The sequence below is a fragment of the Colwellia sp. 75C3 genome, assembly GCF_002836255.1.
Lineage (GTDB): Bacteria > Pseudomonadota > Gammaproteobacteria > Enterobacterales > Alteromonadaceae > Colwellia.
The window spans coordinates 323,109-341,813 of record NZ_PJAU01000054.1 but is presented as its reverse complement, the minus strand read 5'-3'; the positions used below and the strand labels follow the sequence as shown (position 1 = coordinate 341,813).

Annotated in this window: 19 protein-coding genes; 16 read left to right on the top strand and 3 right to left on the bottom strand. The window is 40.5% G+C overall.

All coding sequences use genetic code 11. From position 1 onward, the window contains the following. Positions 1 to 2 precede the first annotated feature (2 nt). From rplR to CXF85_RS13995, 13 genes are all read left to right on the top strand, one after another. Complete coding sequence (gene rplR / locus CXF85_RS14055; RefSeq protein WP_101229276.1) at positions 3 to 356, top strand: 50S ribosomal protein L18; 354 nt, start codon at positions 3 to 5, stop codon at positions 354 to 356. 9 nt (positions 357 to 365) lie between these two features. Next, positions 366 to 875 (top strand): 30S ribosomal protein S5, encoded by a 510-nt coding sequence (gene rpsE, locus CXF85_RS14050; RefSeq protein ID WP_101229275.1) that lies wholly within the window; start codon positions 366 to 368, stop codon positions 873 to 875. 6 nt (positions 876 to 881) lie between these two features. Further along, a complete protein-coding gene (gene rpmD, locus CXF85_RS14045; protein ID WP_033094751.1) occupies positions 882 to 1,061 on the top strand; it encodes a 50S ribosomal protein L30 in 180 nt (59 codons plus the stop codon). A gap of 2 nt (positions 1,062 to 1,063) precedes the next feature. After that, a complete protein-coding gene (gene rplO, locus CXF85_RS14040) occupies positions 1,064 to 1,498 on the top strand; it encodes a 50S ribosomal protein L15 (RefSeq protein ID WP_101229274.1) in 435 nt (144 codons plus the stop codon). Positions 1,499 to 1,504: 6 nt separating this feature from the next. Continuing rightward, a complete protein-coding gene (secY, locus tag CXF85_RS14035) occupies positions 1,505 to 2,842 on the top strand; it encodes a preprotein translocase subunit SecY (RefSeq protein ID WP_101229273.1) in 1,338 nt (445 codons plus the stop codon). A 30-nt stretch (positions 2,843 to 2,872) separates the two neighbouring features. Continuing rightward, the gene (rpmJ, locus tag CXF85_RS14030) at positions 2,873 to 2,986 is read left to right on the top strand and encodes a 50S ribosomal protein L36 (protein ID WP_011041472.1); all 114 of its coding nucleotides are present in this window, start codon (positions 2,873 to 2,875) and stop codon (positions 2,984 to 2,986) included. Between the two features lie 152 nt (positions 2,987 to 3,138). Continuing rightward, positions 3,139 to 3,495, top strand: coding sequence for a 30S ribosomal protein S13 (gene rpsM / locus CXF85_RS14025; RefSeq protein ID WP_011041473.1), 357 nt, complete (start codon positions 3,139 to 3,141; stop codon positions 3,493 to 3,495). A gap of 13 nt (positions 3,496 to 3,508) precedes the next feature. Beyond that, positions 3,509 to 3,898: a 30S ribosomal protein S11 gene (gene rpsK, locus CXF85_RS14020; RefSeq protein WP_011041474.1), complete on the top strand. Its 390-nt coding sequence runs from the start codon at positions 3,509 to 3,511 to the stop codon at positions 3,896 to 3,898. 31 nt (positions 3,899 to 3,929) lie between these two features. Further along, a complete protein-coding gene (gene rpsD, locus CXF85_RS14015; protein ID WP_011041475.1) occupies positions 3,930 to 4,550 on the top strand; it encodes a 30S ribosomal protein S4 in 621 nt (206 codons plus the stop codon). 28 nt (positions 4,551 to 4,578) lie between these two features. Next, the gene (locus CXF85_RS14010; protein ID WP_101229272.1) at positions 4,579 to 5,568 is read left to right on the top strand and encodes a DNA-directed RNA polymerase subunit alpha; all 990 of its coding nucleotides are present in this window, start codon (positions 4,579 to 4,581) and stop codon (positions 5,566 to 5,568) included. A 43-nt stretch (positions 5,569 to 5,611) separates the two neighbouring features. Beyond that, positions 5,612 to 6,016, top strand: a complete 405-nt coding sequence (gene rplQ, locus CXF85_RS14005; RefSeq protein ID WP_101229271.1) for a 50S ribosomal protein L17 — start codon at positions 5,612 to 5,614, stop codon at positions 6,014 to 6,016. Positions 6,017 to 6,524: 508 nt separating this feature from the next. Continuing rightward, a complete protein-coding gene (locus tag CXF85_RS14000) occupies positions 6,525 to 7,424 on the top strand; it encodes a phosphoribulokinase (RefSeq protein WP_101229270.1) in 900 nt (299 codons plus the stop codon). A gap of 139 nt (positions 7,425 to 7,563) precedes the next feature. Continuing rightward, complete coding sequence (locus CXF85_RS13995; protein WP_232771203.1) at positions 7,564 to 8,544, top strand: FAD:protein FMN transferase; 981 nt, start codon at positions 7,564 to 7,566, stop codon at positions 8,542 to 8,544. Positions 8,545 to 8,868: 324 nt separating this feature from the next. Here the strand turns inward: CXF85_RS13995 and CXF85_RS13990 are convergent, their stop codons facing one another. From CXF85_RS13990 to CXF85_RS13980, 3 genes are all read right to left on the bottom strand, one after another. Then, positions 8,869 to 10,452, bottom strand: a complete 1,584-nt coding sequence (locus CXF85_RS13990) for a general secretion pathway protein GspF (RefSeq protein ID WP_101229268.1) — start codon at positions 10,450 to 10,452, stop codon at positions 8,869 to 8,871. 92 nt (positions 10,453 to 10,544) lie between these two features. Continuing rightward, positions 10,545 to 12,998: a LamG domain-containing protein gene (locus CXF85_RS13985; RefSeq protein ID WP_232771202.1), complete on the bottom strand. Its 2,454-nt coding sequence runs from the start codon at positions 12,996 to 12,998 to the stop codon at positions 10,545 to 10,547. Beyond that, positions 12,998 to 14,272: a hypothetical protein gene (locus tag CXF85_RS13980; protein ID WP_232771201.1), complete on the bottom strand. Its 1,275-nt coding sequence runs from the start codon at positions 14,270 to 14,272 to the stop codon at positions 12,998 to 13,000. Before CXF85_RS13980 ends, CXF85_RS13985 begins: the two co-directional genes overlap by 1 nt. A 216-nt stretch (positions 14,273 to 14,488) precedes the next feature. Here CXF85_RS13980 and CXF85_RS13975 point away from each other — a divergent pair, with 216 nt between their 5' ends. Genes CXF85_RS13975 through CXF85_RS13965 form a run of 3 tightly spaced genes read left to right on the top strand, consistent with a single transcriptional unit; the run spans position 14,489 to position 18,665 of the window. After that, positions 14,489 to 17,203 carry a hypothetical protein gene (locus CXF85_RS13975; protein WP_101229267.1) on the top strand — a complete coding sequence of 905 codons (2,715 nt, stop codon included), beginning with the start codon at positions 14,489 to 14,491 and terminating at the stop codon, positions 17,201 to 17,203. 8 nt (positions 17,204 to 17,211) lie between these two features. Beyond that, positions 17,212 to 17,997, top strand: coding sequence for an SH3 domain-containing protein (locus CXF85_RS13970; RefSeq protein ID WP_101229266.1), 786 nt, complete (start codon positions 17,212 to 17,214; stop codon positions 17,995 to 17,997). After that, complete coding sequence (locus tag CXF85_RS13965) at positions 17,967 to 18,665, top strand: outer membrane beta-barrel domain-containing protein (protein WP_101229265.1); 699 nt, start codon at positions 17,967 to 17,969, stop codon at positions 18,663 to 18,665. Before CXF85_RS13970 ends, CXF85_RS13965 begins: the two co-directional genes overlap by 31 nt. Positions 18,666 to 18,705: the final 40 nt, after the last annotated feature.

Below are 18,705 nucleotides of genomic sequence, written 5' to 3'. Positions count from 1 at the left end.
CTATGGATAAGAGAACATCTCGTTTGCGCCGCGCTAAACGCGCTCGTGCAAAAATTAGCGAGTTGGGTGCGAATCGTTTAGTTGTATTCCGTACTCCTCGTCACATTTACGCTCAATTGATCGCTCCTACTGGATCTGAAGTAATTGCATCTGCATCTACTTTAGAAAAAGAGTTAAGTGCTGAGATTGAAAAAACAGGTAATGTTGCAGCAGCAACTGCAGTAGGTAAAGCAATCGCTGAACGTGCTGTAGCAAAAGGTATCACTAAGATAGCTTTTGATCGCTCTGGTTTCCTTTACCACGGTCGCGTAAAAGCGTTAGCAGAAGCAGCTCGTGAAGCTGGTCTTCAATTCTAGGGGTTGATAATGGCTAATCATAATCAAGAAAACTCACAGCAAAGTGATATGGCTGAAAAGCTAATCGCAGTTAACCGCGTTTCAAAAGTGGTTAAAGGTGGTCGTATTTTCAGTTTTACTGCACTAACAGTAGTTGGTGATGGTAACGGACGTGTTGGTTTTGGCTACGGTAAAGCACGTGAAGTGCCTGCTGCAATCCAAAAAGCAATGGAAAAAGCGCACCGTAACATAGTAACAATTGACTTGAAGGGTACTACTCTTCAACATGTTATTACTGGCAAACATTCTGGTTCTAAAGTCTTCATGAAACCAGCATCAGACGGTACAGGCATCATCGCCGGTGGCGCTATGCGTGCAGTACTTGAAGTTGCAGGCGTTCAGAACGTATTGTCTAAAGCATACGGTTCTACTAACCCAATCAACGTAGTTCGCGCTACTGTTTCAGCTTTAGTGAATATGCATTCACCAAATGGCGTTGCAGCTAAACGTGGCAAAACCGTTGCAGAAATTTTGGGGTAATTGAGAATGTCTAAAACAGTTAAAGTAACTCAACTAAAAAGTTCTATCGGTCGTTTACCGAAGCATAGAGCTACATTAAGAGGCCTTGGTCTACGTCGTATCAATCATACAGTTGAGTTAGAAGATACTCCATCTGTACGTGGTATGATTAACAAGGTTTACTATATGGTTAAGGTAGAGGATTAATTATGCATTTAAATACTTTATCCCCTGCACCGGGATCTCACAAAGCTAGAAAACGCTGTGGTCGTGGTATTGGTTCAGGCATCGGTAAAACTGGTGGTCGTGGTCATAAAGGTCAGAAGTCTCGTTCTGGCGGTAGTGTACGTCCAGGTTTTGAAGGTGGTCAGATGCCATTGAAACAACGTTTACCTAAATTTGGTTTTACTTCACGTAAATCTTTAGTTCGCGCTGAAGTTCGTTTACACGAATTAAACCTAATTACTGGTGATGTTGTTGATATTCACGCACTTAAAGACGCTGGCCTAATTACACGTAATATCGTAGCTGTTAAAGTTATGTTATCGGGCGAAATTACTCGTCCAATTACTTTACGTGGAATTTCGGTTACTAAAGGCGCACAAGCAGCTATTGAAGCTGCTGGTGGCAAAATAGAGGAATAATACACAATGGCTACACCAGGAACGGCTACTTCACAAGGTAGTAAAGGCGCAGGCGGTTTGTCTGAGCTAAAACAAAGATTATGGTTCGTATTCGTTGCATTAGTAGTGCTTCGTTTAGGGTCTTTTGTGCCAATCCCTGGTATTGACGCCGCTGTATTAGCTCAGTTCTTTGAACAACAAAAGGGCACCATTGTAGAGATGTTTAACATGTTCTCCGGTGGTGCACTTGAGCGAGCCTCAGTATTGGCACTTGGTATTATGCCGTACATCTCAGCTTCGATTATTATGCAATTGCTTACTGTGGTTCATCCCGCAATGGCAGAGCTTAAGAAAGAAGGTGAAGCTGGACGTCGTAAAATCAGTCAATACACACGCTACGGCACTTTAGTTCTAGCAACAGTACAATCGATAGCGATTGCCAGAAGTTTACCGGATATGATGCAAGGGCTTGTTGTAAATGCAGGCTTTGGTTTCTATTTCACCGCAGTCATTAGTTTAATCACGGGTACCATGTTTTTAATGTGGTTAGGTGAGCAAATTACTGAACGTGGTATTGGTAATGGTATTTCGATTATCATTTTTGCTGGTATTGTTGCTGGCATGCCATCCGCGGTTGGTCAAACAGCTGAAATGGCGCGTCAAGGTGAAATACACTTATTAGTATTATTGCTAATCGGCGTTGTGGTATTTGCAGTAACTTTCTTAGTAGTATTTGTGGAACGTGGTCAACGACGTATTGTTGTTAATTACGCTAAACGTCAGCAGGGCCGCAAGGTGTTTGCTGCACAAAGTACACATTTACCTTTGAAAGTGAATATGGCCGGTGTTATACCGCCTATCTTTGCCTCAAGTCTAATCTTGTTTCCAGGCACGCTTGCGAGCTGGTTTGGTCAAGGAGATGGCCCGGTTGCTGATTTCTTACAAGGTGTTTCAGGAGCTATGTCTCCAGGACAACCTTTATATGTAATGATGTTAGCGGCAGCAATTATATTTTTCTGTTTCTTTTACACGGCTCTTGTTTTCAATCCGCGTGAAACAGCAGATAACTTGAAAAAGTCAGGTGCATTCATTCCAGGGATTCGTCCGGGTGAACAAACATCCAAATATATAGATAAAGTCATGACACGTTTAACCCTAGCGGGTGCAGCGTATATTACCTTTGTCTGTTTGGTTCCACAGTTTATGATCATGGCATGGGACGTACAGTTCTATTTCGGCGGGACATCTTTATTGATTATCGTGGTTGTGATTATGGACTTTATGGCACAAGTACAAACGCATATGATGTCTCATCAATATGACAATGTACTTAAAAAAGCGAACTTAAAAGGCTACGGTCGTTAGACCGAGCTGATTTAGTTAACGGAGTATAAAATGAAAGTACGTGCATCCGTAAAAAAGATTTGTCGTAATTGTAAAGTGGTAAAGCGTAAAGGCGTAATTCGCGTTCTTTGTGTTGAACCTAAGCACAAACAAAGACAAGGTTAAGCTTAGCTTTTAATCTATAATCTTTTAAAAGTGGCATTATGTGGATTAGTCTGTATAATGCCGCTTTGATTTGCAGAAAAAGAGAATGGTTGGGTATCCTAACGGGCTTTCCAACCAAAGTAATTTTAATTATAAAATAGGAGATGTGATTAGTGGCCCGTATCGCTGGCATTAACATCCCTGATCGTAAGCATGCAGTAATCGCCATTACTGCGATTTACGGTATCGGAGCTACACGTGCGAAAGCAATTTGTGCAGCTACTGGTATTGCTGAATCAACGAAGATCAGTGAATTAGACGAAGCAAAAATTGATTTGCTACGTGCTGAAGTGGACAAGTTTACCGTAGAAGGTGATTTGCGCCGTGAAGTTTCAATGAACATTAAACGTCTTATGGATTTAGGTTGTTACCGTGGCATTCGCCATCGTCGCAGTCTTCCTCTACGTGGTCAACGCACTAAAACAAATGCGCGTACCCGTAAAGGTCCTCGTAAGCCAATTAAGAAGTAAGAGGAACTAGACAATGGCTAAAACACCAGTTCGTACGCGTAAACGCGTAAAAAAACAAGTTGCTGATGGCATGGCTCATATCCATGCTTCTTTCAACAACACAATCGTGACTCTTACAGACCGTCAAGGTAATGCTTTATCTTGGGCGACTGCAGGTGGTTCAGGTTTCCGTGGTTCACGTAAATCTACCCCTTTCGCTGCGCAAGTAGCTGCAGACCGCGCTGGCGCTGTTGCAAAAGAGTTTGGCTTGAAGAATATTGAAGTTTTCGTTAAAGGTCCAGGTCCAGGTCGTGAATCTGCTATCCGTGCCTTAAATGCTGCTGGTTTTAAAATCACCAACATTACTGACGTTACACCTATTCCTCATAATGGTTGTCGTCCTCCTAAGAAACGTCGCGTTTAATCGCTCTTTTTAGGATAGTTGGAGAAAGAAAATGGCTAGATATTTAGGTCCTAAGTTAAAGCTTAGTCGTCGCGAAGGAACAGATTTGTTCCTAAAAAGCGGTGTTAGAGCAATTGACACTAAATGTAAAATCGAAACAATACCAGGTCAACACGGCGCCCGTCGCGGTCGTTTGTCTGATTACGGTGTTCAACTTCGTGAAAAACAGAAAGTTCGTCGTATTTTTGGCGTGCTTGAAAAACAATTCAGTAATTACTACAAAGAAGCGGCACGTCAAAAAGGCAACACAGGTGAAAACTTGTTACAGCTTTTAGAGACTCGTTTAGATAACGTAGTTTACCGTATGGGTTATGCAAGCACTCGTGCTGAAGCCCGTCAATTAGTTAGCCATAAGGCTATCGTGGTAAATGGCGTTGTAGTTAATATTCCATCTTTCACTGTTAAAGCTGAAGATACTGTTTCTGTTCGTGAGAAGTCTAAAACTCAAGCGCGTATTATCGCTGCTTTAGAATTAGCTGATCAACGTGAGAAACCACTTTGGGTTGAAGTAGATACTAAGAAGCTTGAAGGCGTTTTCAAACGTGTTCCAGATCGTGCTGACTTATCTGCCGAAATTAATGAACAGTTGATTGTTGAACTTTACTCTAAATAGTAAAGTTGCACTTTAAGAGAGGACATATATGCAGGGTTCTGTAACCGAATTCCTTAGACCACGCTTAGTTGGCATTGAAACCCTTAGCGCTCGACGTGCGAAGGTAACTTTAGAGCCACTAGAACGTGGTTTTGGTCACACTTTAGGTAATGCGTTACGCCGCATTCTTTTATCTTCAATGCCGGGTTGTGCCGTAACTGAAGTAGAGATTGACGGTGTTTTACATGAGTACAGTAGTAAAGAAGGTGTTCAAGAGGACATCATCGAAATATTGTTAAACCTTAAAGGGCTTGCAGTTATACTAGAAGGCAAGAATGAAGCCGTTCTTACCTTAACTAAGTCTGGTGAAGGCCCTGTAACGGCAGCTGATATACAACATGATGGTGATGTAACTATTGCAAACCCAGACCATGTTATCTGTACCTTAACAGGTGAAGGTTCTATCAGCATGCGCATTAAAATTGAAATGGGACGTGGTTACGTTCCTGCTTCAGCGCGCCGTGATGCCGAGGAAGAAGATCGAGCTATTGGTCGTTTGTTGGTTGATGCTTCATTCAGCCCAGTAGTTAGAATTGCTTATGATGTTGATTCTGCACGTGTTGAACAACGTACAGATTTAGACAAATTAGTTTTAGATATGGAAACCAATGGTACATTGGATCCGGAAGAAGCTATCCGTCGTGCTTCAACTATTCTTGCTGAACAGCTTGATGCGTTTGTTGAACTTCGTGATATCAAAGAAGTAGAGCAAGTGGAAGAAAAACCATTGTTCGACCCAATCTTGCTTCGTCCTGTTGATGATCTAGAATTAACTGTTCGTTCAGCTAACTGTTTAAAAGCAGAAGCAATTCAATACATAGGTGACTTAGTACAACGTGCTGAAGTTGAGCTTCTTAAAACGCCTAATTTAGGTAAGAAGTCTCTAACAGAAATCAAAGACGTGTTAGCGTCTCGTGGTTTGTCTCTAGGCATGCGCCTAGAAAACTGGCCACCTGAAAGCATTGTTGACAACGACTAGTTCGATCATCATTTTTTTAACAGTTAGAGAGAAGGATTAACTTATGCGTCATCGTCAAAGCGGTCGCCAGTTAAACCGTAATAGCAGTCATCGTCAAGCGATGTTCCGCAATATGGCTAGCTCATTAGTTAAGCACGGAGTTATTAAAACTACCGTTGCTAAAGCTAAAGAACTACGTATGGTAGTAGAGCCATTAATTACATTGGCTAAGATCGATAGTGTTGCAAATCGCCGTTTGGTATTTGCACGTACACAAGACAAAGAAGTAGTAGGTATTTTATTCAACGAACTTGGTGCTCGTTACCAAGAACGTCCAGGTGGATATACTCGCATTTTAAAATGTGGTTTCCGTACTGGTGATAAAGCTCCTATGGCTTACATTGAACTTGTAGATCGCCCAGTAGTAGAAGATGCTCCTGAAGTGATTGAAGAAGTAGCTGAAGCATAAACGAAAGTTTATTCTTCAATTAAAAAACCGAGCTTAGGCTCGGTTTTTTATTGCCTGAAATTTGATAAAGATATTATACCAATTACACTAATAAATTGATCAGCTTAGAGTTGTATTAGCGAGCTTAGAACAAGCAAAATTACTTAAACATAGTTATTCTATATTTCTTTAATTTTGAGCAGTTATTAGTTTGCTAATAAACTCCCAAAGGGCGAGTTTATAAGGCTTATATGCGGCGTTATTAATTTTGAGAAGGACGCTACATGGATGTAGCTTCTTAGAGAATGCAGGAGCACATTCTCCTGAATAACCATTATCTTCAATCAATGCCTTGCCTCTAAGCCTTTTAATTCTCGCTAAGTGGTCAATTAATTAATGTACTTGGTATTATTGGTGAATATAGTGACTATGCAGCCTTCATCTGCAAACTTGTCGCTTTCTCCTTGACCTAAACGTTAATTCACCGTATAAAATATCTATTGTACTTTAGTTTACCTTTTGAGCATTTATGTCGTCACGAAATCCTATAATAGCAGTCACCGGTTCATCCGGGGCTGGTACCTCTACAACGACTGCTTCATTTGAGCATATCTTTAGAACGCTTGGTATAACCTCTGTTAATGTAGAAGGTGATAGCTTTCACCGATTTTCACGTCAAGAAATGGATATGGAAAAGCGAAAGGCTAAAGAAGTTGGTAACAACATCAGCTATTTTGGTGATCTTGCTAATGACTTCACCGCATTGGAAAAACAATTCCGTGACTATAGCGAAACAGGTAAAGGACAGATCAGGCGTTATTTACATACGTTTGATGAAGCGGTTCCATACAATCAAATGCCGGGCACTTTTACTCCATGGGAAGACTTCGGTGAAGGTACCGACTTGTTATATTACGAGGGACTTCACGGCGGCGTAGTAACCCCTGACAATGATGTCGCTAAGCATGTTGATTTGCTCATTGGTATGGTACCCATTGTTAATTTAGAGTGGATTCAAAAGATTATCCGGGATACCAATAAGCGAGGTCATTCTCGAGAAGCCGTAACCGCAAGTATTGTCAGAAGTATGGAAGATTATATCTCTTTCATCACACCACAGTTCTCACGTACTCATATCAACTTTCAGCGTGTACCTACAGTAGATACTTCAAACCCATTTAGTGCTAAGGCCATTCCTAGCTTAGATGAAAGTTTTGTGGTGATTCGCTTTCGAGAAGTTAAAAATGTAGATTTTCAATATTACCTACGTATGATCGATGGCTCTTTTATGTCACGAATTAATACCCTTGTCGTACCTGGTGGTAAAATGGGTTTAGCGATGGAGTTAATTTTAACACCTCTTATACGTGACTTAATTGATCGTAAAACCCAAGCAAACAAACAGTTAGATTGGATGAGCGATTTATAACTCACTTGTGCAGATTATAATACTCCATGTCAGCGTTGCTCTAAACCCAATAGCTAGCTATTGCTCAATCGAGCGCCTTGCCTTGATGTGTTTTTCTATGCACAACAACCCCAAAACTTAATTAAGAGGGTATAACTCTTTGAAATACCTCATTCCTGTTATAGCTTTTGCAGTTCTTTTTCTACCTTTTCAGTCTTGTGCTAAATGGTACCAGCATACTTTTAATACTATGGGTACACGTGCACATATTGAATTTTGGCTGGATGAAGAAAACGCTTCGGCTAGTCATGCACAAAAATTAATTAGTGCAGTTATGGCGGAAATGGATCGATTAGATAAGTCGATGAGTCCTTATATTGCAAGTAGCGAACTGAGTCTGCTTAATCGCGAGGCAGGTAATAGAAAGGTTGGTGTTTCACAAGAACTGATAACTTTATTAGCTACAGCCCATGATATCTCGGTGATGAGTGAAGGTGCTTTTGATATAACCTATGCTTCTATAGGTTATCAATACGATTATCGAGAAAATATACGACCTGCGCAATCAGCTATTACTAATGCGTTAGCGGCGATAAATTACCAAGCTGTTACTTTAGATGAAACAAATAACACAGTTAAGTTTGCTAACAGCGCGGTTAAAATAGACTTGGGTGGCATAGCTAAAGGTTATGCGATAAAACGCTGTATTAGTATTCTGAAATCTGCAGGAGTTAATTATGCACTAATGAGTGCCGGTGGTGATACTGCCTTATTAGGCGACCGTAATGGTAGACCTTGGTTAGTAGGTATCAAGCATCCAAGGGCGGAAGAAAAGAATGCAGTACATATTCCGCTAACTGATGAAGCAATCTCTACCTCTGGGGATTATGAGCGTTACTTCATTGAGGATGGTAAACGTTATCATCATATCATTAACCCAAAAACGGGGGACTCAGCGCGAAAAGTTGTCAGTGTCTCCGTTATTGGTAAAGATGCTACGGTTGTTGATGCTTTATCGACTACTATCTTTGTTAAGGGCCTTAAAGAAGGTATGAATATAATTAACAAACTATCTGAATATGAAGCCATTATTATCGATAATGAACAACGTTTACACTTCTCTAAGGGGTTGCAGCAGTAAAATATTTATAGCGCGAATAAATTATCGGTTAAAAGATGCGCGAACAAATTCTCGTTTAAAAGATGCGCGAATAAATTCCCGGTTAAAAGATGCGCGAATAAATTCTCGTTTAAAAGATGCGCGAATAAATTCCCGCCTACGGAAAATTATGTTGTAGGCGGGATTTTAATCCCGCGGTATTAAGGTTTTAAGCGGTAATAATGGGGAATAAATTCTCGTTTAAAATATGCGCGAATAAATTCCCGTTTAAAAGATGCGCGAATTAATTCCCGCCTACGGAAAATTATGTTGTAGGCGGGATTTTAATCCCGCGGTATTAAGGTCTTAAGCGGTTATAATAGGTTGAAAAGCGGTAAGTGAGTCTAACATCGTAATATTGCCAAGGCCTTGGCCAGGTACTAGCGTTGAAAACTGACCTTGTTGGCCATGCAGCGCCATATAATTTAATAGCACGGTTTGTACCAGTAGATTGACATTGTTTGCCGATGGAGCTGAAGCTGTTTCAACAGACGCATCTGGTCTCATAAAACCTATTTGTTGCTGTATAGCATTTTGTTCAGCGGTAGCCCCCATTAATTGCGGTTTGCCGGTTGGGTTATACACTAAGAAAAATGATGCACCTGTTGATGAATTATCGCCGGTCCACTGTCCTTTACCACGACCATCGGCTGATTCATCTATTTGTCCGTTACTTGCCACAGAGCCATCACTGAAGACATACATCATCAGAGGTTGGTTACGTCGTGCAGCATACTCTAAACAAGCGCCCATACAACGTCCTGCACGTAAGTCGCGTAATTCTCCTGTGCTTCGATCGCCGGTATGATAATCAAAGCCGCCCATAGTAATCGTTCCCGCACCAGAAAAACCATTAACAACTAACTTCATGATAGAGGCGGTCTTTTGAAATTCGTTTTCATTATTATATTCATCGTTAGTGAATATTGCTCCATCGCCAACAATATCCAAATCAGAACTTGGATCTAACGTTGAAGGATCGCCAAAGCGATCGGTAAGATCTGCACTTTTAACATAGCCACAATTAACCATATCTTTAATCACATCATCACGGGTAACTTGGCTATTTACCTGTGTCATTTTTTGAGCACTAACACGTTGTATGCTTTCCATCACTGCTACAGCATCATCTTTATTGAAAATTTCAAACAAATCGCCAACATCAACTAAGCCAGTAACATCGCTTGGGCGATCAATTTTAGTAGGGCGTTTGCTTAAATCGATAAAGCTCGCTGGAGCCATGGAGTTACCGCCAGAATCGGTATTACGAGAGCCGATAAGTGGCATTAATGAGCCATTTGCACCAGCGGCTGCAATTGCATACATAGGGTTATGTGGATTATTAGAGGTATCATTGTCAGAACGGCTTGGAATAACCGCGCCATTTATATTGGCTGCTGTTTCAGGTGATACTTTTTCTAATATGCCCCGTAAAAAAGCGGAGTCGGAATGAAAAGCTAATCCTAAATCGGTATTAATAAAGTCTGATAGCATAGTGTCAGGGTTAGCAATGTTAGGTGCCATATCACCAGGTATCCCCAATTTACTGTAACCTGCGGTTGAGAGAAAATCTTGCTGACCACCTAGGCCACCGACTAAAACATTAGATCCTGAAATATTAGCACCGCCAGCTAGGTCGAAACTGATGAAGGGTATTTTCCCTGCACCTTGTGCACTGATGCCGCAACTGTCTCTTAACGCTTCCATATCACTTGAAAGTGCAGCATTAGCTTTGTTTGGGTTTGCTAAAAGACTATAGAGTGATAATCCAGCAACTGCATGACCACCTGTCTTAAGGCCAGCAGAGATAAAGTCTCGACGAGTCATTGGTTTTTTGTGATCGCCAAATAATAAAGGACTATCTGGATGTAAGTGTTTAGTTTTTTTCATGTGATTCCCTATGCTCCATAACTTTTCTGCTTATCAGTCACTCTTTTTTACTTAGTAAACAATTTTCCTACTGAGTATTTATGACGAGAAGACTATTGAACAAGCATTACAGCACTGCCTAATACAGCTGCACAGCTTGCTTTGGCAATGTTTTTAGTTCGATTAGTGTCACAACTACTGCCGCAAACAGCGAGTCTGCTAATAAGGTTATCAAGTTCAGAATATACCGTTGCCTTATCAGGTTGAGTGCCAAGTGTTGAGGGCATTAACTGATCTAGTAGCGGGTTAAGCAGGTTTGCTCTGCCTGTTCTGTCCAAAGCAATGTCTGGTGTATTACTGAAATTGACATCGGGAAACCAAGCCATGCGTAAGTTTTCATTTTCAAGGGCTGTATCACAGTAGGCTATTGCTAGTTGTGTGATGCCCATTTGCTGTGCAGAGATAAAGGTTTCTATATTGGTTAACGTTGGTAATTGTTGTTTAACAAGCTGGTAGGTTGTAGCAACGTTAGTAGAGTCTTTATTAACACCTGTTAATACACTCATACTGCCATGAATTTGTGCGAAGTTTCGCAGACCAATTCTAGCACTATCATTATCAATAAATGTGTCATCCGGTGCGATAAATGTTGCCGGTAAAACCACATTGCTATGTTCACCCAATTGCTCAAAAGTTAAGAAAAACTCGTCATTATTAGCCCCTTTTTCTAGCGCTATAATCGTGCCCAAAGGTGAAAGGCCTACAGGCTCTGTAATAACATCGTCAGTAGTAAAACTTTGATTGAGATTAGCATAGGCTTGACCTTGAGCACTTTCTTTACCATTAACACCAATACGCATTTTACTCAGGGCTGTAGTTTTGGGAAGGGAGTTACCGTCAAGGTTGACCAAACTTGGGTTGGTGAATAAATAGCTGTAATTGTCATACTGGCTAACTTCAAATAAAATATAAGTATTTGCTAAATCGACTAAATCACTTATTGAAAATAATAAGAAAAATTTCTCACCTACGCCGACATCATAATTTTGCGAAATTTGCTCTTGCGATAACGTGCGGTTATAAATGGCTAACAAACGTATATTACCCTGCCATACGTGATTATTTGAAGCTTCCCTACCTAGAATTAACGCAAAACTATCATCCCACGATGCTAATGGTGATATCGCTTCATCAACAACCTCAATTAGTTTGCCGTTTACATAAATTCGACGACCATCGGTAGCTGAATAGGTAAGTACTACATGCTGTAATGTCGCTTGCAATACTTCATCATCATCTGGTGTACTTAATGCTGGCTCACCATTACTGCTACTACTCGCTGTTTGCAGCATAAAATCATAATTATATTGGCTTTGCCCTAAAGTAAAGTTTCTATCATTATCCCCTGCAGAGTAGCTGATTATTCTAGCTGGACCTTCTTGCACTACATTATTTGGCGTGATCCAAGCTTCAATGGCGAATTCATTGGTGGATGTTATTAAGTCATGTATTTTCTTGCTGTTGGCGGTACTTGCTTGAGCCTTACCGTTAGTAAAAGATAATCCCCAACTACCAAGCCATTCTACGTTACCGGTTAGTGTTAAGTTCGCTGCTGGGGAAATACCTGAAGTATCATAGGCGGTATTACCATTGCCGGTTTTAAATTGATATAACGCAATAATGTCAGATTCAAATCGACCACCACTCGAGGCGACAAGACCATCAGTTAATAAGAGTGATTTCGATACCACCATCTCAGGTGCTATAACGTCAACAGTAATCTCATCACTTAGCGCTTGAATGCCAGCTTGCATCTCAGTGCTATTCGTTTGACAATCACTCCAGCAATTATGAAATTCATTGCTTAAACGAATGACTAAGCGCGATTTATTGGGCTCTTCTAAGTTAATAACTTGTCTAGCAGCTTCATAGGCTTTATCAATATTATTACTGGCAAAAAAGGGTGACTGCGCTGTACTAGACGATTCATTATGACAATCTACGCAATACAGGCTGACGATAGGATAGACATGGGTACTGAATAAGGTATTTTCACTCGGGAAATTTTTACTGGTTCCTGGCTCTTTAATAACCGGTGGCTTTAATACAATAGCATTGGCTGTGCTTACTCGATCATCGGCCCAAAGTTTGACCCATTGTTGCATCGTTTCGCCACAAGCTTGATCGCTGTCGAGCCAGCAGTTATGTCCACCGGCAACTTTTTGTACCAAGCGTGATTCTTCTGGTTTACTTAAGCTAACGAGAGGATTGGTTGCTGCATAAGCATCGTTAACGTTTTCTCGACTGGCAAAATAGGGTGCTTGATTACCTTCGGTATGACATGAACCACAACGGTCTGTCGCAGAAATGTTATCCCAGAGTGAGGTTTTATATTTTTGAATATCTTCGGTTGTCGGTGCCGGACCGGTATATTCAGTGTTACTGTTATCCGGAACTATTGGTGGTTTTTCTTCTACGGTAGAGTCACCACAAGCACTGACTAATAAAAATAGGTTAACGACGAGCAACGTTTTAAAGCTGTTAAATAGTGAAGGGAAAACCATCATTATTCTCCCATGCAATAGGCACCAACTTCAGCAAATACTTGCTTTAGTTGATATGAATGTTGTTGAAAAGATGTTGTGGTTGATTTTATTTGTGTTAAATCAGCGGAGTTTTCAGCATCCCGTAAACAAACGGCTTTAAATACCTTTTTAACTTGGCATTGTGCAAAAGCTTCACTGTTTGCTAACTCTTCTCCTAAAGACTTCATACCTGTGCCTTTACCCGCAAGAGCACTATCCCAACCGAGTTTTTGATTAATGCCTTCACGCCAGTAATTTTGCCAATCGTCATTTCGAGTGACAAAGCCAAAAGGAAAGCTGGTGGCATTGTTATGATATTTGGCTTTTACTCGTGTGCCGGTAACCGCATCAATATTCACCGATTGGTTGTAACTAATTTCACCGTTATCTGCTTGTGGATCAGTTTCTGCGTCAAACTGGTAATCATAATAAGCAAATGCTTGTGCTAGCGGATCCATGCCTGTGTGGCAACCTGAGCAGTTATTAATAAATAAGCGACTATCTCCACCAGGGCTGCGACTTACATCTTGGCGGATCCTATCGGGTGGCAGTGTATTATCTTTTAATGGTTCTAAATCGGTACATAGGTGATTCATCAAAGTAAAACGTAACATTGCTCTGTTGGTACCTAGATAGAAAAAAGCTTTAGCAGCGGCTCTTGAAGTTAAAATACCTGCCGTGGCTTCACTGGGAAAACCATTCAAACTTGATTGGGTAACTTGCACTAAACCGTCGGCCAAATTAATAAAGTTACTTTCTAATTCTTGGTAATGCGTGTTATTCAGCTTGCTGTAAGGAGTTAAATTAAGGTCACTATTTCCTACATAGGTAATATCACCTTGTAATATTTGTCTGAAGTCTAGGTCATCGCGAACAGCACCAATGATGGTAGCACTGTAATCATTTAGCGGGAAAAAAATGTCTTGGTCTTTATTGGTCCAAGGGCTAGCAAAGACCTTTAAAGTCGTTGTATAAAATTCAGGTGATTGCATGGCCGCATAAGCGGCTTCGGTAACTTTACCTTGGTCAATTAAATTACTCATCTCGATAAGGGTGATCACTGATGGTGGAACACCGGTGATACGGTCATGAAGTCGTTTTGCTTGCTCTAAGCTGGATGAATTTGCTTGCGTAATACACAATAAAGTACAAAGAATACTATAAAAAGCAGTATAAAATTTCTTTGAAAATGAACCGCTCGTGTGCTTTTTGAATAGTGTTTTATTGTTAGTAATGCATAGGAGTGACATCTCCATACAGCCTCCTTTAAGATGTAATATTTGTAACTTAGTTGTGATAATGTATGGTAACAATGTTGTCACAGTGTATACTAATGTTGCTTAAACGAGCAAACAAATTTATTTTTAGTGGTGTCTCAAATATGAGACAGATCAAGGGACTAGGAAGATTTTCATCATTAAGAAGTTAAATGTTATGTTGTTATTTATTAACCGTTTATTAGGTATGTTGCGATGAATCCAATGTCATGGGTTTGCGTTTCTATCGTGGTGTTTTTTTTACTTACTGGCTGTAATGAACAGGCAATAAAGTCAGATGAACAAACAGATCCTGTATTAGTTGAATACCCCGTTGTTTATATTGAACGCAGTATTAATCGAATGGTTGACGACGATATATCATCAGTCGCATTTTCCCCACGTAATCCTGCCGAATTTAACGCGGGCGCACAACTTATTGTAAAAAACAATGCTTTTTCGGACTCCCCGAGTAACATACTTACCGCTGATTTATTCACTGATGAACAAGGCGTGACTCAAGCTATAGATATTCGCGATTTAAGCGTATCTGCCGATGGTCAGTCATTTTTAGTTGCTATTAGGGCACCAGAAATCACTGATGCCGATGAAAATGAACAGCCGAAGTGGAATATCTGGCGTTATCAGTTAGCAGATAAAAGCTTTCAACGGCTCATAGAAAGTGATGTTATTGCCGAACAAGGTGATGACCTTATGGCGTCTTTCTTACCTGATGGCCGTATTATCTTTGCCTCAACACGACAGCGTTTAGCTCGAGCGATTTTATTAGATGAAGGCAAGCCGCAATACACTGCACTGAATGAGATAGGGCAAGAATCAGCTTTTAATCTTCATATCATGCAAGCCGATGGTAGCGATATTAAGCAAGTTAGTTTTAATATGAGCCATGATTTTTATCCACTAGTTTTACAAGATGGTCGAATCCTGTACAGCCGTTGGGATACTATGGGTGGTATTAACAAAATTAATTTGTACCGAATGAACCCTGATGGTACTGATAATCAACTGGTCTATGGCTGGCATTCACATCAATTGACGTTAGACGATGAAAATCACGTGATTGAATTTGTTAAACCTCAACAAATGCCCAATGGCGAAATATTGATGTTATTGGCTTCCGCAGATGATGGGGTTTATCAAAAAAGACCGGTATTGATTAACATTGAACAATTTATTGATAACCAACAAACCTTGGATAATGAAAGCGCAGCCGTTACTGCACAAATAGGGGCACAATCAGCGGCACAGAGTGATTTATTTACCGATGACCTATATAACTTTAATTTCTCTGAAGAAATTAATACTGCGGGGCGGTTAAGTCATTTATTTCCCTTACCTGATAGTAGTGAGCGCTACCTATTAAGTTGGGATTTATGCCGAGTTACTGTGGATGAAGAAGTAAAAGCCTGCGGGCAATTAACAGAAGATGAATTAGCACAAGAAGGGCTTGAGTTAGCTTCCCCTTGGTACGAATTGTGGCTTTATAATGGTCAAACTAATACTCAGCAAGTTGTCGCTAAAACCACTGAAGGTAACATGCTCAGTGAAGCGATTGTCATGCAAGCAGCCGAGAATCCTCCCGTTTTTGTAGCCGATAAATCTTTTGGTGCTGGGCTTATTGCTGAATTAGCTAATGAACAAGCCGCCGCTATTCATATTCGCAGCGTTTATGATATGGACGGTGTTGACTCATCAATACAAGACAGCAATGCTCAAGGCATCATTACTTTACGAGACCCAGCATTAACAAAGGCGGAAGATTTACCTGCACGATTTTTACGTATTGTTCGCGGCGTACCACTACCTCCTAGAGAAGTAAGACAGATTAGCAATACAGATTTTGGCCGAAGTCGAAATCAACTCATGCGAGAAATTATTGGTTATACGCCTATTCAGCCTGATGGCTCAGTTAAGGTGAAAATCCCCGCTAATGTACCCATAGCACTGAGTATTCTTGATGCTAATGGTCAACGCATTGGTGGCAGGCACAGACAATGGATAAGTGTTAACGCAGGTGAAACATTAGAATGTCAGGGTTGTCATAGCCAACAAAGTGAATTACCACACGGTAGACCCGAGGCTCAAGCCGCGAGTATTAATGCTGGCGCTGATCCAGGAGGTATTGCTTTTACTAATACCAACCCCGAAATTATTCCTTTGCAAGCACAAACCATGGCCGAAGCCGATGAAATGGTTAATGGCTTAGCTCAGCTTTCAGCCGATCTTCACTATATTGATAAGTGGAGTAATCCGGCTATTTCTGCGCAAAACCCTGAAATAAACTACAGTTATCAGCAGTTATTAACACAAGCTCCAGCAGGAGCGGACTGCTTTACTCATTGGAATGCCTATTGTCGATTACAAATTAACTATGTCGATAACATCCAACCGCTATGGCAGTTAACTCGACAGGTTTTTGATGAAGATACCGCTGAATTACTCAGCGACAATACGTGCTCAAGTTGTCATGGTCCACTTGATAGCGATAACGTAGCGCAAGTACCTGCAGGTCAGTTAGATCTCAGTGACAGTGTCTCTGTCGATGAAGTCGATCATTTAACGGCTTACCGTGAATTATTATTTAACGATTCAGAACAAGAAGTCATTGAAGGTATAGTGGTTGATAAGTTAGTTGAAGTACTTGATGTTAATGGAAATATTGTTTTTGAAGTTGATACTGAAGGAGAGTTAATCCTAGATCCAGAGGGGAGTCCCATTCCGGTACTAACCAAGATTACTATTCCTGCTATTTTATCAACTAACGGTGCTCTGCAGAGTAGCCGTTTTTTTCAGTTGTTTCTCGAAGGAAGGCATAAAGGTATGTTATCTGATCATGAATTAAAGCTGCTTAGTGAGTGGCTTGATATTGGCGGTCAGTACTACAACACTCCATTTTATAGCCAAGATTAAGTTAATAAATGAAATCATTATATTTAAATAGCCATAAAAATCGTATTTTCTCAAAAATAACTCAAACGCTGCTGTGCTTATTGGCATGTCTTTTCAGCGGTAAATTATTGGCTGAAGCGCTCGATACAAGTGCTTTGTTAATTGAGGTTGCGTTTGTTGAGTTGCATTCAGGTCCGGGTGTTGGTTATCCAGTTTTGCATGTGGTTGAAAAAGGTGAGTATTTAACGGTACAAGTAAAACGTACCAGTTGGCTTAAAGTGACCGACAAACGTAACAATACCGGCTGGCTTCATCAAGATGAGTTATTGGGCCTAACAACACAGCAAGGTGAAAAACTAACCAATGCTGAAATATCATGGCGTGATTTTCAAGACAGAAATTATGAAGCGGGTGTTATGTATGGCGACTTTGCTGGCGCACATTTTTACAACGCCCAATTCGCTTACCTTTTTACTTCAGTATTTAGTGGTGAGGTTTCGGTAGGTAAAGCATTAGGCACTATTTCTGATAGTGATTTATATGAAGTCATGTTGATCAGTCAGCCAATGCCAGAATTATTTATTTCCCCTTACCTTGGTATTGGCGGTGGGATTATTAACACTAAGCCACACAGTGTTCTCGCTGATAGTGAAAAACGACAAGATACCTTAATGAGTGCCGCCTTTGGATTGAAATATCACTTAGCGCGTAACTTCTTATTACGAGCAGAATATAAGTATTCGTTAGTCTTAACGGATAGAGATGACAATGAAGAGATTAAAGTATGGAAATTAGGTTTCAGCGTATTCTTTTAGTAACACTATTAGGTTTACTGGTAAGTATTTGTTTGGTTGCACCAACGAAAGCGAATGAGTCAGTAGGGCTTGTTCTGTTCAATGAAGACTCAACAAGTGATGCTTCTATCATTAATAGTAATGTTGATGTCGATGTTGGTAGACGAACTGTGCTTGAAGATATCCTAGATAATGAGAATTTTGAACTGGGTGTACAAGTAGGCGTTATGTCTATTGAAGATTTTGAAACTAATGCGTGGATAAGTGCTCACTTCGCCTACCACATTACAGAATACTTCTATGCTAAAGCACGTTATGGACAATCTGAAGCGGGTCAAACTAGTTTTGAAAAACTCGTTAACGTACCGCCTTTACTCACTGATGAAGAAAGAAAGCTAGGTTATTATGGCTTGAGTATTGGTTACAACTTAATGCCAGGTGAGGTGTTCCTTGGTAGGGACTTTGCCCTAAACAGTGTTTTTTCAGTTGAATTGGGTGGTGGTACAACGGAGTTTGCTGGCGATGAAAAATTCACTGTTAACCTTGGCGCTAATTACCGGGTATTTCTAACTGATTGGCTCACTTGGGATATTGGTATGACTGATTATATTTTTGATACGGCTATTACCGGTGAAAGTAAGACTAGTCATAATCTGAATTTTACTACGGGCTTTGCTTTTTACTTTTAGCTGCTTTTTACTTCGAATAGAAGTTTGCCGTGAAATAACC

Coding starts and splice junctions, on each gene's coding strand:
- rplR (WP_101229276.1), top strand. CDS start 3: ATGGATAAGAGAACATCTCGTTTGCGCCGCGCTAAACGCGCTCGTGCA.
- rpsE (WP_101229275.1), top strand. CDS start 366: ATGGCTAATCATAATCAAGAAAACTCACAGCAAAGTGATATGGCTGAA.
- rpmD (WP_033094751.1), top strand. CDS start 882: ATGTCTAAAACAGTTAAAGTAACTCAACTAAAAAGTTCTATCGGTCGT.
- rplO (WP_101229274.1), top strand. CDS start 1,064: ATGCATTTAAATACTTTATCCCCTGCACCGGGATCTCACAAAGCTAGA.
- secY (WP_101229273.1), top strand. CDS start 1,505: ATGGCTACACCAGGAACGGCTACTTCACAAGGTAGTAAAGGCGCAGGC.
- rpmJ (WP_011041472.1), top strand. CDS start 2,873: ATGAAAGTACGTGCATCCGTAAAAAAGATTTGTCGTAATTGTAAAGTG.
- rpsK (WP_011041474.1), top strand. CDS start 3,509: ATGGCTAAAACACCAGTTCGTACGCGTAAACGCGTAAAAAAACAAGTT.
- rpsD (WP_011041475.1), top strand. CDS start 3,930: ATGGCTAGATATTTAGGTCCTAAGTTAAAGCTTAGTCGTCGCGAAGGA.
- CXF85_RS14010 (WP_101229272.1), top strand. CDS start 4,579: ATGCAGGGTTCTGTAACCGAATTCCTTAGACCACGCTTAGTTGGCATT.
- rplQ (WP_101229271.1), top strand. CDS start 5,612: ATGCGTCATCGTCAAAGCGGTCGCCAGTTAAACCGTAATAGCAGTCAT.
- CXF85_RS14000 (WP_101229270.1), top strand. CDS start 6,525: ATGTCGTCACGAAATCCTATAATAGCAGTCACCGGTTCATCCGGGGCT.
- CXF85_RS13990 (WP_101229268.1), bottom strand. CDS start 10,452: ATGAAAAAAACTAAACACTTACATCCAGATAGTCCTTTATTATTTGGC.
- CXF85_RS13985 (WP_232771202.1), bottom strand. CDS start 12,998: ATGATGGTTTTCCCTTCACTATTTAACAGCTTTAAAACGTTGCTCGTC.
- CXF85_RS13980 (WP_232771201.1), bottom strand. CDS start 14,272: ATGGAGATGTCACTCCTATGCATTACTAACAATAAAACACTATTCAAA.
- CXF85_RS13975 (WP_101229267.1), top strand. CDS start 14,489: ATGAATCCAATGTCATGGGTTTGCGTTTCTATCGTGGTGTTTTTTTTA.
- CXF85_RS13970 (WP_101229266.1), top strand. CDS start 17,212: ATGAAATCATTATATTTAAATAGCCATAAAAATCGTATTTTCTCAAAA.
- CXF85_RS13965 (WP_101229265.1), top strand. CDS start 17,967: ATGGAAATTAGGTTTCAGCGTATTCTTTTAGTAACACTATTAGGTTTA.